The 16801-nt window shown below is 44.6% G+C and carries 9 protein-coding genes; 3 read left to right on the top strand and 6 right to left on the bottom strand.

What is annotated here, in order from left to right; genetic code table 11:
* The first annotated feature begins 269 nt into the window (after positions 1-269).
* Positions 270-3029, top strand: a complete 2760-nt coding sequence (locus FCL46_RS16195; protein WP_136806590.1) for a response regulator — start codon at positions 270-272, stop codon at positions 3027-3029.
* A 41-nt stretch (positions 3030-3070) separates the two neighbouring features.
* Here the strand turns inward: FCL46_RS16195 and FCL46_RS16190 are convergent, their stop codons facing one another.
* The 5 genes from FCL46_RS16190 to FCL46_RS16170 form a co-directional block, all read right to left on the bottom strand.
* Positions 3071-4957, bottom strand: a complete 1887-nt coding sequence (locus FCL46_RS16190) for a diguanylate cyclase (RefSeq protein WP_136806591.1) — start codon at positions 4955-4957, stop codon at positions 3071-3073.
* A gap of 240 nt (positions 4958-5197) precedes the next feature.
* On the bottom strand, positions 5198-6670 hold the full coding sequence (locus FCL46_RS16185) for a TolC family protein (protein ID WP_136806592.1): 1473 nt from the start codon (positions 6668-6670) through the stop codon (positions 5198-5200).
* Positions 6667-9996: an efflux RND transporter permease subunit gene (locus tag FCL46_RS16180; protein ID WP_136806593.1), complete on the bottom strand. Its 3330-nt coding sequence runs from the start codon at positions 9994-9996 to the stop codon at positions 6667-6669. The genes FCL46_RS16185 and FCL46_RS16180 overlap by 4 nt, the downstream gene beginning before the upstream one ends.
* A complete protein-coding gene (locus tag FCL46_RS16175; protein WP_136806594.1) occupies positions 9993-11144 on the bottom strand; it encodes an efflux RND transporter periplasmic adaptor subunit in 1152 nt (383 codons plus the stop codon). The genes FCL46_RS16180 and FCL46_RS16175 overlap by 4 nt, the downstream gene beginning before the upstream one ends.
* Before the next feature lie 15 nt (positions 11145-11159).
* Positions 11160-11777 carry a TetR/AcrR family transcriptional regulator gene (locus FCL46_RS16170; protein ID WP_167505818.1) on the bottom strand — a complete coding sequence of 206 codons (618 nt, stop codon included), beginning with the start codon at positions 11775-11777 and terminating at the stop codon, positions 11160-11162.
* Between the two features lie 649 nt (positions 11778-12426).
* Here FCL46_RS16170 and FCL46_RS16165 point away from each other — a divergent pair.
* Both FCL46_RS16165 and rarD read left to right on the top strand, forming a co-directional pair.
* Positions 12427-13182 (top strand): cytochrome c biogenesis CcdA family protein, encoded by a 756-nt coding sequence (locus FCL46_RS16165; protein ID WP_136806596.1) that lies wholly within the window; start codon positions 12427-12429, stop codon positions 13180-13182.
* 89 nt (positions 13183-13271) lie between these two features.
* On the top strand, positions 13272-14174 hold the full coding sequence (gene rarD / locus FCL46_RS16160; protein WP_136806597.1) for an EamA family transporter RarD: 903 nt from the start codon (positions 13272-13274) through the stop codon (positions 14172-14174).
* Positions 14175-14372: 198 nt separating this feature from the next.
* Here rarD and FCL46_RS16155 read toward each other — a convergent pair whose 3' ends face one another.
* Positions 14373-16787, bottom strand: coding sequence for an ATP-binding protein (locus FCL46_RS16155; protein WP_136806598.1), 2415 nt, complete (start codon positions 16785-16787; stop codon positions 14373-14375).
* Positions 16788-16801 lie beyond the last annotated feature (14 nt).

The following is a 16801-nucleotide window of genomic DNA, read 5'->3' as shown; positions in this document are numbered from 1 at the left end:
CAAATTTGGCATAACAGGTTGCATAATTTGCTCATATAATTACTGATGTACTATAGAGCATGTAAAGATTGAGCACTATTGATGTGATATGGTTATCGCAGGGTTGTGTTTTCATACACCTTGAAGGTGTCAGTGCGTATACGGTAGTTTATAAGAGATGCTGGTGGAGCGGTGCCGGATAGGTTGACACCATATCTGCTCCTGGTCAACTCATCCCAATGCCTGTTTGCAGTCAGGGGATAAAAGCAGGTAGAGCGAGTATATAGTAGATGCGACACTGGATATTTAAGGATTTACCTATTAAACACAAACTGGTGATGCTTATTATAGGCATTTCCGGTGTTTCGTTGTTTTTGTTTACCTTACTGTCTGTTTTTACTCAGGTAAAGGCTATGAGGCAGACCATGATTGAGACAAAGTCGATTCTATCCGAGTCGATAGCTGATCTCAGTACCGCAGCACTCAGTTTTGCAGATCACGCTTCTGCAAAAGCAATTCTTGAGACTCTCCATGCTGATCCCGACATCGAACTTGCGGTAATCTACACTAAAGATGAGGCGGTCTTCGCTAGTTATCTGAATCCGGACGTGGCAGTTGCAGGAAAAATTCCTGATAAGATTATTGCTGACAAAAGGGAGTTCGGTTTTCAGGATAACAAATATAAACTCGAAATATTTCAGCCTGTAGTGCTTGAAGAAAATCAGCTGGGCACTCTGTATGTATTGTCAAACACCGACAGGATGACAGAGAGTGTTGAGCAGTCTGCACTGTTATTGCTGGCGAGTATGCTCGTGCTGCTTGGCGTAACCTTTATTGCTTCGACCAGATTGCAGAAACTGATAACACGGCCGGTCTCTCTGCTTGCCGAGACTGCACGGGGAATTTCAGATAAGGGTGATTACAGCGTTCGGGTCGAAAGAAAGTCAAATGATGAGGTTGGTCAGCTTATTGAAGAGTTTAATGCAATGCTCACTGCCATTCAGGACAGGGATGAGGAGTTACAGCAGCATCGACAGAACCTTGAAGAGCTCGTTAAGCAGAGGACCACGGAATTACGGGCAAAGCGTGATGAGGCCCTTGCAGCTGCACGTGCTAAGAGTGAGTTCCTGGCCAATATGAGTCACGAGATCCGAACCCCGATGAACGGAGTCATTGGTGTTCTTTCTCTTTTACGTGATGCGCCGCTGACTGAAGAGTTCAAACGGTTACTTGATACAGCGACCCGCTCGGCAGATTCCCTTTTGTTAATTATCAATGATATCCTTGATTTTTCAAAGATTGATGCTGGCAAGATCACCTTTGAATCGATTGTATTTGATTTGCGGGCAGTGATAGAAGAGACTTCTGAGTTGTTTATCGATACAATTAACCTCAAGCATATCGATCTCACGTGTTATATACCCATCGATATACCGTGTCGCGTAAAAGGTGACCCCACCAGATTGCGGCAGATCATTACAAATCTGGTGAGTAATGCTGTGAAGTTCACCGATCATGGAGAAGTCAAATTACAGGTATCCATGGTAAGCCATGAAGGTATGTGCCAGGAGTTGCTTTTTACAGTAGAAGACACGGGAATCGGTATTCCTGAAGATTCGATATCTCGATTGTTTGACAAATTCACCCAGGCGGACGGTTCGACTACACGTAAATACGGAGGAACCGGTCTTGGTTTGAGTGTTTGTAAGCAACTGGTTGAGAAGCAGGGAGGCTCAATCGGGCTTAACAGCAGACTTGGGTTTGGAGCTATGTTCTGGTTTACCCTGCCGTTTGAGATCGTAGAGGAGACCTGCCCGCTTATCCCGTATAAAAAGCTTGCTGGAAAACAGTATATTGTCGTTGATGATAATCATACGAACTGCAAAATAGTCACTGATTATCTGAATTATTGTGATGCGCAGGTCACGTCGTGCAGTGATGGGGAAAGTTGCCTTGTTAAACTCACTGAGATGCAGAAGCGGGGAAAAGGGGCTGATACTCTACTTATAGATTTCGGCTTGCCTCAGATGAACGGTTTGCAGCTTGCAGAACGGATAAGAAAACAGCTTGGTGACCAGGCACCTGAGATGGTACTTCTGGGCACTGGAACGTTCTCCAGAGCTCAAATGCAAAAAGCCGGGATACGGGCTCTGCTGCTTAAACCTGTACGCCAGCTTGAGTTGTATAATGTACTTGCCGATGTACCTGTCCAGGAGCGACAGCATATGCCGAAGGTTGTCGGCCAGGAACATACGCAGTCGCCTGTTTTGCATGGTACGGTTCTTCTTGTTGATGATGAACCGATAAATCAGAAAATCGCCCTTGCTATCTTGAGTAAGTACGGGCTTGAAGCTGATGTTGCTTCCAACGGTTATGAAGCTGTAACCATGACCGAGAAAAAACGATATTCAGTTGTATTAATGGATATTCAAATGCCGGAAATGAGCGGCTATGAGGCGACTGAAATCATTCGCACGCGCGAAAAGCAGCATAACGATGTGGGGTGTGTAATTATCGCTATGACTGCCAACGCAATGGAGTCAACACGTAAACGCTGCTTTGAGGTGGGGATGAATGATTTCTTTACCAAACCGATTAAACCGGACATTCTTGCAGAACGACTTCAGCCATGGCTCAAGAAGGATGAAGAGGGGCCCCCTGTTGAGAGCATACCTGTTGAAAAAAGAGTAGACCCTGTCGGGAACGAATCTGTAGAGACATGGAATTTAGAAACAGCAATGGGCTTTGTAGGAGGTGATGAGGAGCTTTTCAGAGAACTTGTGACATTGTTTCTGGGTCGAAATGATCTTTTACTGGCAAATCTTGAGTCGGCAATTGTTTCAGGCAAAGCAGTTGCGGTGCGCGATGCTGCACACGCATACAAGGGTGCTGTAAGTCATTTTGCTGCAAACGTAGTGAGAGATCTGGTATTTAAGCTGGAAATGAAGGGCAAGGAGGATAATCTCGAAGGCAGTGAGGCGTTATATATAGATCTGTGTGCTGCCGCAGCTCTTCTCCTGAAGGATCTGAAAAAATACCTTAATACATAAATTTTACACACTCATATGCATCGACTATGTGGAGACTTCTCTTACCATGATCTCTCCACTTTGTTACGACCTGTCCGCTTAGCCTTATACAGTGCATCATCAGCTGCTTTAATCAGGTCTCCACCGTGCCTGTAACCTTCCTGCCATGTTGCTACGCCCAGAGAAATTGTAACGTTGGCAGTTGTGCCGTTGGTCAAAGCTATAGTATGCTGCTCAACAGCAGAACGTAAGCGCTCGGCCAGCTGATAGCAGACATCACCATCACTTCGGGTGGATATTACCAGAAACTCCTCTCCGCCCATGCGACTTACCATGTCGTAGCTGCGGGCATTTTTGCTGAATACCTTTGCGATCTCTATGAGGACAATATCTCCGTTATCATGTCCGTAGGTATCGTTTACCTTTTTAAAAAAATCGATGTCTATGAGAATACAGCTCAGTTTTTCGCCAAAACGTTGTGTTTCTGCAACCGCATCCTTCATCCTGGCCATGGCACTTCTTCTATTGGGCAGACCGGTCAGGGTGTCTGTCATGGCCATTGTTTGTAATTTGCGATTTGCCGATGCCAGTTTGGTTGCATACCTCTGGATGACTTCTCGATCAGAGTTAATAGTTCGCTGATACCTGATCAGACGCTCACCGCTTCTGATCCGTGCTTCGAGAACTTTCGGGGTAAATGGTTTTACGACATAGTCATCGGCCCCTGCATCGAATGCTTGAACGAGCTCGTCATCAGATTCATTTCCGGTAAGCATGACAATATAGATATTTTGAGTGATAGCAGAACCGCGAAGGGTTGAGCAGAGTTCCAGGCCATCGAGTTGCGGCATTCTCCAATCGGTAATGACCATCTCTGGTTGATGCTCTTTTGCCATCTCAAGTGCCATTATACCGTCTTCTGCAGTGATGATTTTTCGATCATCAGATTGGAGGATTCTACTAAGGTTCAGTAGGGTCATGGGGTCATCATCAACTGCCAGGATGAGAATCGGTTTTTTTGTTTGATCTTCAACTTGAGGGACTACGGTTGTCTCTTCCTGATTTTTTATATGATAATAGATTGGACAGTGCTGGGTCTCAATCTGATAGAGTGATCCCCAATCCTGCCACGTTTTAACCACTTCGTCAAAAAACTGATTAAAGCTTTTGACAGGTATACCAAAAGATTCTGCGAGTTGTTCAATTTCCACAAAAGATTGATTCAGCGGCAGATTGAGCATGCATATGTCTGCTATCTGCTGGGCAAGTGAAAACAGATTTGCCAGCTGGATTATTTCATCGTCGACCTCACCGTTGTGGCGGTTTGATAGCTGTTGTAATGCTAACCTGAAAAATTTCGGAATGCCCCAGTCTGCAAACATCTCAATAGTCAGTTCATTGTGATCTATATTAAAAGCATTCTGTTCGGCAATCAGTAATTCTTCAGGGCCGAGCTGCTGAGATAGAATTGTTGAATACTCATCAGGAAATGCTGTAGCCATTCCAAGTTCACCTACCTTACTGAGCAAGCAGCAGGTGAAGATTTCATCCTGATCAAAATGTTTTTGCCGAGAGGCTATTGATCTGCCTGCTACTGCCTGGGCCAGAGATTTTGACCAGAAAAGACTGTAACTGAATCCGGTGCACTCACTGCTTTTCTGTTGAGAAAGGAGAGAAAAACTGAGAGCAAGGTTCACCATTCCCTTTAGGCCAATTTTTACTGCAGCCCTTTGCACAGAGGCAACTGCGATCGATGAACCCATTATTGCGGAGTTGGCGTATTTGAGGAATTCGGCTGAGAGCGCTGAGTCTCCTTCAACGACTCTGGCGATATCCTCAAGCGATGACGTATCACTGTAACACAACCTCATAACTTCCAGAGCCACCTGTGAGGGCGTTGGAAGTCGAGCGTTACGACACATTTGGTTATAAATTTCGCGTTTATTCATCCGTTATATCTATGAGTCGGCTTTCCAGTAGGTATATCTATCCGATATCGGAGTCGGTGGATAAATCACAGCGACATATACATTGTGGAAGAGAAATATTGTTTTATTCAAGATATCAGGTTTTTTGTTATATTGTCAAAAGACCTGTTCTTGAGATTGTGCTGAAAGGAGGGTACAAAGAGAAGAAGCAGCGGCCGTAATGCTTTTTTAACAACATACGGCCGGTGTGTTCTGAAGAGGTTAGATTCTTTTGCTGATAAAAGAGATCTTTCCCTGTATACGATCGAGTTCAGCCAAAGCCTGTTCGTACCGTATATCTGTACGTTTTTCCTGACTGAGTGCCTGAGAATATGCTTCCTGGGCAATCAGTACATCGAGTGTAGTGGAACGGCCGGCGTCAAATTTAGCCTGTTCGGCCTCAAGTCTTTTACGAGTTGCAAAACTGGTTTTGGCAGTTGCTTCCATCGCTTTAATAGCCAGCTGAACATCCCGGACAGCGCCACGAACACCTTTAGTGATTTCAAGTTTGAGCAATTGAGCGGTGGTTCGTGCACGTGAATACGATGCTCTGGCCTGTTGAAGCGAGCCTTTGGCGGCAGAGTTGTCTATCGGCAGGCTGAGATTGAGTCCGACCTGCCAGGTGGTATCGGTATCATCAACCGTTGATTCAAAGGCACTGCCATAACCGTCATCTGTCCCGCCAAAACCTACGCTGCCCACAAGGTCCAAGCTGGGGCGAAGGTCATCGACCGCAATTTTTTCACGGAAACGGGCAGCGTTTATGTTCATTTCTGCTGCTTTAAGATCTGGACGGTTTGTCAGGGCATCTGCCAGAATTTCTTGTGGATCTAGCGTGACCGGAGTTTTATCAGGGGTGTCGACAGGTTTAAATGGAGTGATCCAGTCATTGCTGTTTAACAGCAATTTAAGTTCATCATCAGCAACACCTATTGCCCGCTCTGCTGCAATCAGATCCTCTTCACGTCTGGCGACTTCAGACTGCGGCTGATAGAGTTCAATTTCTGCAAGTTTACCTGCTGAAATTTTTGCTTCGGTTTCTTCAAGCAGTTTTTTCGCAAGGGTAACAGAGAGCTTTTTCACCTCGATATCCTGCCATGCAAACACCAGTTCCCAATATCCCAGCTTAACCTGCGCTGCAAGATTAGCTGCCGTGCTGTCCACCTGAAATGTTGAGGCCTGCAATTCATTCTCAGCAGCAGTAATTGAGGCCGTCTGAATATCCCTTCCCCAGCCGCGCAGAACGGGCTGAGTTAGACCAAGGCTTACTGAGTTACCGTATGAAGGGTTCAGCAGCATCCCCTTCGCATCTGTGTCGTAACGTGAGTTGGCTATGCCTACCTGAACCTCTGTACCTGTAGTGAACCGTTTTTGCAGAGCAGCGCTAAGAGCTGTGGTATCCTCCTGCTCTGCACTTCCGATAACAAGTGGGGTGCTTTCTTCACTATTATAACCTGCCTCAGCGGTGAGGAGCTTGTCAAAGCGACTTCCTGCAATATCAACAGCACCTTGAGCGATGTTGGTATTTTCCTGTTCAAGTTTAAGATTCAGGTTGTTTTGCAGGGCCTGCTCGACCGCATCTTTCATGGTGAGCTGATAACTGCTCTCTGCAGCGTGTACCGGTCCTGACATGATCAGCATCACAGCAAGTGGTATATATGCTTTGTTAAGGAAACTACGATAATTTCTGATCATTGATTTTCCTCTTTTACAAGTGGTTCTCCAGCGAGATACGGGTAGGGTTTCCAGTACATTTCACGTATTCTCTCCTTTGCCTGCCCGAATATAGTACCAAATCTTTCAATAAGATAATAGAGCGTAGGCACAACCACAAGGGTAAGGAAGGTTGCAACGACAAGACCGAAAATGACAACAACCGCCATAGATTGCCACCACTGGCTCGATTCACTTACCCATGACATCGACCAGGTATGAAAGTTAAAAGAAATACCTGTAACCATCGGGATAAGTCCGAGGATCGTTGTTACTGCAGTGAGTAGTACCGGGCGCAATCGTGTAGCGCCGGCTGATAGTACAGCATCCTTTAAGGCGTAGCCGCGTTCGCGAAGTTTATTGGTGTAGTCGATCAGGACAATAGCATTATTGACAACTACACCTGCCAGCGAAATAACCCCGACACCGGTCATGATTATTCCAAACGGAGACTGGAACAGGGTGAGCCCTAAAAAGGCACCGCCCAAAGAGAGAATCACTGAAGTCATGATAATAAACGGCTGACTCACAGAGTTGAACATAGATACCAGAATAAGGAATATGAGCAGCAGAGCTACAGCAAATGCCTTGCTGAGAAATTCTTCTGATTCTTTTTGAAATTCATTCTCGCCAGTAAATTTAATGGAATATCCAGGAGGTAGTGCAAGATCGGCAAGCAACTTCTCTGCCTCTTCTCTTACTACTGGTCCCGGAATTTTAGTCTCGTCGACGTTTGCCTTAACTGTAACCACACGCTCATTATTGATGCGGGTAATATCTCCAATAGAACCAGCGAAAGTTACCCGTGCAATAGTCGACAGAGGCACCAGCTCGCCACTTGGAGTAGGGAGCATCAGTTCATGAAGAATATCGACCATCTCGCGGTCTGATTGCTGCAATTGCAGAGTAATGTCATAATCGTCATCACCTTCACGATACGATGAAACTTCCAGGCCGTTATAGGCACTTTTTAAGGCAAAACCAACTGCGTCTGTAGTGAGACCGAAAAGGGCTGCTTTCTGCCTGTCGATCATAACCTGAACCGATGGAATACCTTCGACAAAATCATCACGAACATCTTCAACATAAGGAATCTTAACCAGATAATCCTTAATGCGATTTGAAATTTCTCCCAAAATAGCGAAATTATCACCGGCGATTTCGATGTTGATAGGTGCACCGGTAGGTGGTCCCTCTGCTTCCATGGCGATGGTTATTTTTCCGCCGGCAATATTTTTTACCCGCTCACGGATATCCGCAACAGATTCATGGGTGGAGCGCCAGCGTTCGTCAAGCTCTAAAAATCTCACACCTATATGATTGGGTGTGTTGGCAGAAAACGCAGAACTTCCGCCTGATGAAGAGACACCGCGCATATAGATGTTTTTGATATTTTTCAGATCACTTGGAGATGTGTACTTTTCACCGTTCGGCTTCTCGTATTGCTTAGGAGCAAGTGCAGAGAGACTCGTATAGGGGACCCCATTTTCATCATTTTCGCCCATGGAAACACCTGATAGAGCGAACTCAACGCGTTGTATAATTGTATCGATATAATCCAGATCTGCACCTTCGGGGACATCAATGTTGACATACATACCTTTAGGGTCGATCTCCGGGAAGAATTCTACAGGTTTTTCCAAGCCTATAATCAGCAGCCAGCCTTCCACCATCAGGATGAGAATACAAAATGCCGATCCGATGATAGTAAAGGGTTTATCAAGGGCTCCTGATAGTATTCTGCTGTATTGGGTGAGCATAAAACCCTTGATTTCAGCGGGTTGCTCAACAGCAAAAGCTACTTCTTCGGCCGATTTAGGTTGCTGGTCTACCGGAGTCTTGATTTTCATGAATATTGAGGCCATGGCAGGGTTGATTACCATGGCTACAAAAAGACTCGATGAAAGAGTGACAATCAGGGTCAGCGGCAGGTAACTCATAAACTCACCCATGATCCCGGGCCAGAAAAGCATCGGCGAAAATGCTGCAAGGGTCGTAAGGGTCGAGCCGATTACCGGATATGCAACTTCAGATGTCGCTTTCATTGCGGCTTCAACGCGTCCGACACCCTGTTCCATGAAGCGATATATGTTTTCGACAATAACGATGGCATTATCAACCAGCATGCCGAGCGCCAGTGTGAGGCTGAAGAGCACCACCATATTGAGTGTTATGCCCATCAGATAAAGAATGGTAAATGAGAGCAGCATCGAAAACGGGATGGCAAGGCTGACAAGGAGAGCGTTTCGTATGCCCATGGCAAAGAAAATAACGATCATGACGAGCACAAGACCCGTGAGGATATTATTTTCAAGATCTTCTACCATCAGCTCAATATCCCGGGATTTATCCATCACCTTGGTTATTTTGGTGCCTGAGGGCCAGGTTATCCGGTCCTTGCTGATAATGGTGTCAATCTCATTGCTTATACTGATTATGTTTTCACCAGATCGCTTTTTTACAGAGATATTTACGGCTGAGCGACCATCAAGGCGGGAGCGGCTTGTCTCTTCTTTAAATCCGTCAATAACCTGGGCAACATTTTTCAGGTAGACCGGTTGCCCCTGGTGGGTACCGATGACCAGGCCGTAAATTTCTTCAGGAGTAGTGAATTCGCCTGGAACACGGAGTTGGAAACGACCGCTGCCAAGACGTATATTGCCACCTGAGGTGTTCTGGTTTTCACTCTTAACCGCTTGCTGGAGCGAACCGATATTCAGCCCGTAATAGGCAAGTTTTTCCGGAAATATCTCAACACGGATTTCACGCTCAAGACCGCCTGTAACATCAACTTCGAGAACTCCTGTAATCCCTTCAATGTCATCTTTTAAATCATCTGCAATATCTTTTAGGCAGGGGAGTCCGCATGTGCCGCTCAGAGAAAAGACGACAATCGGCATCTCCGAGAAGTTTACCTCAAAGACAGTCGGATCTTCTTCAAGGTCTGATGGGAGTTCGCCGAGTGCCTCGTCAACTTTGTCTTTAACATCCTGTACGGCCTTATCGATATCAGTTCCCGTAATAAACTCGACATTAATTGAAGAGAGCCCTTCGGAACTGACAGACTGCAGCTTTTTAAGCCCTTCAAGGCCTTTGAGTTTCTTTTCAATTTCTATGGTGACGGCTGTTTCAATATCTGTAGGGGAGACCCCGCGATACGTGGTCGACACGAAGACATTGGGTATGGTGACGTCCGGGTCACTTTCACGTGGCAGCACCTTGTAGCAGTACACTCCGAACACAATCAGGAGTACTGCCAGAACTGCGACGGTAGTACTTTTTTTGACCGCTGTATCAGAGATTATCATATCTTCAGATCCTCAATGCTGGTGGCTGCTTTTACAACACGCACCTGCTGATTGTTTTCTACATCACGGTGTCCTTCAACAACGAGATTATCACCGCTGTTCAGGCCATCAGTGATTTCCACCATCCATTTTTCCATAATGCCAAGACTGACATTGCGTTTTTCGACCACGCCATCTTTTTCAACAAAAACAAACTGCTCGTCATTACGCGAAATCACACTATAAAACGGAATAGTGATTGCATTTTCGATTGTTCTTTTGACGATATTGGCCCTAACAAACATGCCAGGGAGAATTCGCCCGGAACTGTTATCAATCACAAGTTCCATGTCATAGAGTCTCGCGACGGTTCCTGGCGATGGTGATAGAAGATGTGTTTTTGCCAAAATCTTTTCGCCGTCAAGTGCCTGTATGGTGAGTTCTACCTGATCGAGATTTCGTACTGCATTAACATCTGATTCAGGAATTCCTATAACAGCCTTGAGTCTGTCAATTTCCAGAATCTCAGCTATGGGATCACCGACAGAGAGCAACAGGCCTATTTTGGCATCAAGCTTTTTAATGATACCATCCATAGGAGCTTTAATGGTGCAACGGGAATACTGAAGTTCAGCGTCTTCAAGATCGGCTCTGGCTGTCTGCATTCCCGTTTTACGTGCTTCAAGGTCGGCAGTGGGGATCATCCCTTTCGAATAGATTGATTTGTCGCGATCGAAGTCCGCTTTGGCAAGATTAAAGGCTGCTGTCGCACGTTTTAAGGCAATGCGGTAATCATCGTCTTCAATTGTTGCGATGATATCTCCTTTTTTTATGCGATCTCCCTCTTCAACCATCATCTCGGTTACTGTCCCGCTGATTTTGGCAAGGAGCTGCAAATCAGTCCATGGTTTGATAGAGCCGGGGAGGTTGATCCTATCGCTTATGACTGTAGGGGATAATTTAAGAGTAACAGCGTTAACAGCCGGTTTTTCTGTACTCATTGCTGCAGCCTTGTTCGCGGCAATGATTTCCTGCTCTTTGAAGATAGCAAAACCCAGAAAGATTATCAGGGCTATCATCATGAGCAGAACAAAGCGGGGCATGTTGTTCCAGATAAAATAGACAAATTTTGCCCGTGCTGTTTGTGGGGGACGGGTCGTTGTTCTCATCGGGTTTTCCTTTGCTTAGTGTGGTATTACCAGTGTTGGTTGAAGCCCTGTCAGGATTTGTGTGAATAATGTCTCTAAAGCATCTTCTGCTTCTTCTGTAGGAATAATGCCTGCATACCAGGTGTGGACGAGAAGAAGGAAAAGTGCAAAGAAATGTCCACAAAGGTGCAGTAACTCAAGCTCTTTGCGAATTTCTCCACGTTCCTGAGCGCGGGTTAAAATTGGAAATATCATCTCGAAATATTTGTTTTCCTGCTCCTTGTGCTTTTGGGCTACTTCCTGTCTTGGGAAAACAATTTCCTGCATATAGAGTCGGCCGAACTCAGGGTTCCGGGTGACATATTCGAATTCTGCCATGAAAATTGTTATAAGCTGTTCTAATACTGGTGCAGTTTCATTGGTCTTAGATGTCAATTGCTCATGGATAAATTCAAGTTCATCATCGCAGAATGCCTGCAGGATGTCCTGTTTGGTCTTAAAGTAGCTGTAGACCGTTCCTTTGCCTACACCGGCCGTTTTGGCAAGTTGGGCAATGCTTGTTTGTTCAAATCCGTTCTTACCAAAGAGTTCAATGGCTGCAGAGAGTATTGCTTTTTTGGTTTTACGCTTTTTGGCTTCTCGTGTAGTGCACATATCTTGATCCTTATTGCTCATTAGTAAACTTGACCACGGTCGACTTTTACACTGGCGAGATGTAGCTGTCAATAAAAAGTCGACCCGGGTCGACTTTTTATTTTGTTGGACAAAATCAGGTCAGCTAAGAAATGTCGACTGTGATAAACGGACGGTTTAACGACGGGTTATTGGTAGTGTTAGTGAGGAAGAGTTATTTGGGCCATTGCTCTGAATGATCAATATGCTATAGCTATGTATTGTTAGTGATGTAATATCTGGATGCATACTCTGATATGTTTAGCCTGTATTTTTCATTATCTTTTTGATTGTAAAAGCAACTTTCCGATTTCATATTGAAAAAATGACCATTACAAATAAAAAAGTGGTGCTCCAGTGAAAGAGTCAAAGCTACATGTTCGGCTCAATACATTTTTACGTAGCTATAGGGCCAGAAGCCAATTGCGGTAGTTTACTACAGTAAAATGGTGTCTACCTTAACCCGGGAAAAAATGGCGATGAGAAGTCCGTGTTAAGGTGCCGAGAAACGTCTTTTAAGGAAATACTAAAAAAGGTTCTGTACAAATAATGCTCTGATACTATATCTATAGGGGTACTGGATGGGGTTCTGGCAATAGCCAGTAGAAATAGTTTTGGGGAAAGGTTTTGAATGGATATTCAAGTAACAGTTAGCCAGTGGATCAGTCAGCTTGCCGATTTGCTTCCTGTAGGGTACGCATTTGGTGCGGGCATGGTTTCTGCAGTAAATCCATGTGGTTTTTTTATGTTGCCGGTATATATGACCCTGTATCTCGGGGCAGAAGATAGTGATTTTCTTGAGCAGACTGTTCTTTCCCGCATATTGAAGGCTACCTGGGTTGCCATTGTTGTTACTGCCGGTTTCGGATTGCTCTTTGGTCTCGTTGGGGCTGTGGTGTCGGCTGGAGGCTATTATCTTGTAGGCATAATGCCGTGGTTTGCTGTTGCTGTAGGGGTAATACTCGTTTTACTGTCAATCTGGATGATGATGGGGAAAAGTGTTACTATGCCGATTGCTTTAAAACTGGTTGATATGGTAGGTGATCTGAGGCAGATGAATAGCTGGGGATTTTTCATTTTCGGACTAGCATTCGGTGCCACATCGCTCGGTTGTACCCTGCCGATATTTCTCGCAGTGGTAGGCAGTTCAGTCACGGCTGGTAATTTTTTTGCCGGATTGCTTCAGTTTATCAGTTATGTTCTAGGGATGGGGCTGGTAATGCATTCACTTACCCTTGGAATTGCCGTAGTAAAGAAAAAGTTTGTTTTAGGTACCATGCGTCGGGTTGTGCCTTACATTCATAAAATCTCGGCGCTTTTCCTTTTGACTGCAGGGAGCTATATTGTCTATTACTGGCTTTCCAGCGGTCTTCTTTTCGATTCATGATTGGTCCAGTATTTCTGTTATCATCTCAGGGTTTCAATCTGTAATCTTTAAACGATATGTGGCCTGCCTTTGGGCATGCGGGTATAATTATGCAACAATATTACGGTGTACTCGCTGCTGTGGGCGCATATATTCTCTGGGGAATCCTGCCAATTTACTGGAAGGCTCTTAAAGCTGTACCAGCACACGAAATTCTTTGTCATCGAATGTCGTGGTCGCTGCTTTTTACCGTAGGCTTGATTCTATTGCTTAAGCGTCTGAGCTCATTGAAGACAATTATGCGAGACAAGAGAAGCGTTGCGCTTTCAAGCTGTGCTGCAGTATTGCTTGCCGGAAACTGGTTACTCTATATTTGGGCTGTAAATGCTGGATATGTCATTGAGGCAAGTCTTGGATATTTCATTAATCCATTAATAAATGTGCTGTTCGGGGTTATCTTTCTCCAGGAAAAACTGCGTAAAGGTCAATCTGCAGCTCTTTTTCTAGCCTTTTCCGGAGTGTTATATCTCACCTTTTATTATGGGCAATTCCCCTGGATTGCGCTTTGTCTTGCGATCAGTTTTGCAATTTACGGTTTATTACACAAGAAGACATCCTCACCAGCTCTGGAAGGGTTATGTCTTGAAACGATGGTACTTTTCGTCCCCGCAGCTGCTCTATTGTTCTTCGTTGAAACAAAGGGCTCAGGCTCGTTTCTAAGTGGGGGGAGTTGGCAGATGATTCTACTTTTCGGTACCGGCCTCATCACATCATTACCGTTGCTGTTGTTTGGTTTTGCCGCTCAGCGAATCTCACTTACTCAACTGGGACTTCTGCAATATATCGCTCCAAGCATCAATTTGATGCTTGGTATTTATATCTATAATGAACCATTTCCACTGTCGAGAATGATAGGATTCGTGCTTATCTGGGGGGCATTGTTCCTCTATATGGCAGAGGCGATTTGGCTTAGAAGCCGGCAGGATAAAAATTTGAAAGTATGTAAGGCCTGATGGGACTTCTGCTCAGTTCTACCTGAACACGCTACAATACGTATGATGTATTGAATGCGGTATGTTAGCTGTTGTAGTTTACACCTCACTCCTTTCACCTTAGTCCTAAGTCCTTAAGCCCGCTTTCAGTCTCTATACAGAATGCTGGAAAAGCAACATCTTGAGTGAAAACTGAAAAGATATGGCTAAGGGGCAGGGCTAACCAGGCGTGTGCGCTCGTTCATGCGGAAGTTCGATTATAAATGTTGTTCCCTTCCCGGGTTGTGATACCACGCGTAAATCACCGTGATGATTTTCCTTGATGATAAAATAGGAAACGGATAATCCCAGACCGGTTCCTTTATCACGACCCTTGGTGGTAAAAAACGGATCAAAAATGCGCTGCTGAAGTTCCTGACTTATACCCGGCCCGTTATCTTCGATTTCAATTGCGGTAAACATGTTGTTTGCATACATCCGAATGATAAAGCGGGGTGACTGGGTATTTGCATCGCCCATTGCTTCTGTACCGTTTCTAAGAATATTAAATAACACCTGCTGTATCTTGCTGGAACTGCAATAGATATGTGGAAGGTTGTCTTGAACTTCCTTGATTATTTCTATACGGTCAAAGTGATATTCGTCGTTCAGTATGAAATCTTTTTTAACAAGGGCAATAGCGGTGTCACAGATTTTCTCTAGTGATTCCAGAGAAAATTCGCCAATAGATTTTTTGCTGAAAGAAAGCATGTCCTCAATGATGACAGCAACCCGCTTACCTGAGTCATAGATACTTGTAAGCAGATCATCAATAGCACGCTTGCTCATATATTGCCTGAATGCTTCTAATGGAAAACCACATTCTTGAGCACAATGCAGGTTAGAGGGGGTATTATCAAATATACGACCCTGAACAACCTGAACTCCTTGAACGATTGAGGAGAGCGGGCTGCGGATTTCATGAGCTATGCCTGCTGAGACTCCGCCCAGAGAAATGAGTTTTTCTGTTTGGGCGATGAGTTCCTGAGTCTTCTTGTATTCCGTAACGTCGGTTATAGAACCTTCGTAATAGAGAAATTCTCCATTGGAATCAGTTACTGTGTGGGCATTTTCAATAACATCAATAACTGATCCGTCCCGACAATGAAGGCTGTGTTCACCTTTTGCCCAGCCGATATTCTTATGTCTTAAAAGGAATTTTTTACGGGTATCAGGGGAGGTGTAGAGTTGGTTGTCGATATCGGTGAAGTACGTAATAACCTCCTCCGGAGAGGAAAACTTCAGCATTTGTGCAAAAGCAGGGTTGACCCTGATGAATTTTCCTTCGGCAGTGGCCTGATATAATCCATCATTAGCATTATAAAATATTGATCTGAAATTTTCTTCGCTCTGTCGTAGTTCTTTCTCTGCCTTTTTTCGTTTCAGGATATTGATTGTTAGAAATGTAATAACAACCAGCAGCATTGAAATAAAAATGCCGGATGTAATAAGCACCTTCTTGTGACGGGTAAAAAAGGAAACCGGTGCATTAATAATTATGCTGTCCTGAGGCAGAAGATCAACACGTATACCAAACTTCTTCAACTGGTTATGGTCAAACATGTATCGATTTGGGCTGGAAGTGACACGGGGGAAATGTGCCAGATCAACGCCCTTAAGCCAGGAAATGACAAGTTCTGCAACAGCTTTTCCCTGCTGATAACCGCTGGTGAGCATCCCTCCAGTGAGTCCAAGGTCGAGGTTGAAATCCCAGGCACCGAAAATAGGGACCGGGCATTGCCGGTAAATCAGGTGCATCGATTGGTTGTATTCAAATAGTAGACCTGCATTGTCTCTGAAAAAGAAGGTGTAGAAGACGATACTGTTTGCAGGTAGATTGTGGACATGAGTGATGAGATCGGGCATCGAGAGATCATCCCAGATGGTAAAATCCACACGGTGTTTAAACTTTGTGATAGCTTTTTCAATCTGGCTCTTCACCTTGAGGCCTGTCACTGTCCGGTCATTAATTACGTAGATGTGATTGGTTGTCGGTCTAAGCTTAAGTATAAGGCTGAATGTTTTTTCAATTTCAGCTTTTTCGGTAATGCCATAAAAATTGGGCAGATTCTTTAGAGCAGATTCTTCAAGGTAATTTGTGCCACAAAAGAACACGGGGACTCCGGGAAAGAGTTGCTGTCCATATCTTTCAATAAAGGCAAACGCTGCATCATCAGATACAATGACAAGGTCTATCGGGATTGTCTTGTATTTAATAGCTAGGCTTTTAACCAGTATTTCATAGCGTTCTTCTGGAAAGTTACGCTTCATGTCGAGGTATTCGACATGCAGGGCGACTTTATTCGCTGCAGGCTGCAGTGTTTTGAGAAAACCTTCATACAACTCATCCGACCATTTATATCCAACATGGTACGAATTGAGAAAAATAACGTTTTTTTCTTTTGCCTGAGACTCTGTTGTGATCGTTGTGAGAATAGCTGAAAGAAGGAGTAGGATTACAAAAAAACGGGGTGCAGTCCGTCTGATATTTGTAATTATATATTTGAATTGCATTCTCTTTATAGGACAAACGGGAAATGTGTAAGATTGTGATTGCAATGCTGTGATGACTATCTCAGGTAATGCTGATTGCATTGCTGCTCCACGTT

Origin of the sequence: Desulfosediminicola flagellatus, assembly GCF_005116655.2 — a bacterium.
GTDB lineage: Bacteria > Desulfobacterota > Desulfobulbia > Desulfobulbales > Desulfocapsaceae > Desulfopila > Desulfopila flagellata.
The sequence above is the reverse complement of the archived record's forward strand: the minus strand, read 5'-3'. Positions and strand labels throughout refer to the sequence as shown.

Coding starts and splice junctions, on each gene's coding strand:
- FCL46_RS16195 (WP_136806590.1), top strand. CDS start 270: ATGCGACACTGGATATTTAAGGATTTACCTATTAAACACAAACTGGTG.
- FCL46_RS16190 (WP_136806591.1), bottom strand. CDS start 4,957: ATGAATAAACGCGAAATTTATAACCAAATGTGTCGTAACGCTCGACTT.
- FCL46_RS16185 (WP_136806592.1), bottom strand. CDS start 6,670: ATGATCAGAAATTATCGTAGTTTCCTTAACAAAGCATATATACCACTT.
- FCL46_RS16180 (WP_136806593.1), bottom strand. CDS start 9,996: ATGATAATCTCTGATACAGCGGTCAAAAAAAGTACTACCGTCGCAGTT.
- FCL46_RS16175 (WP_136806594.1), bottom strand. CDS start 11,144: ATGAGAACAACGACCCGTCCCCCACAAACAGCACGGGCAAAATTTGTC.
- FCL46_RS16170 (WP_167505818.1), bottom strand. CDS start 11,777: ATGTGCACTACACGAGAAGCCAAAAAGCGTAAAACCAAAAAAGCAATA.
- FCL46_RS16165 (WP_136806596.1), top strand. CDS start 12,427: ATGGATATTCAAGTAACAGTTAGCCAGTGGATCAGTCAGCTTGCCGAT.
- rarD (WP_136806597.1), top strand. CDS start 13,272: ATGCAACAATATTACGGTGTACTCGCTGCTGTGGGCGCATATATTCTC.
- FCL46_RS16155 (WP_136806598.1), bottom strand. CDS start 16,787: ATGCAATCAGCATTACCTGAGATAGTCATCACAGCATTGCAATCACAA.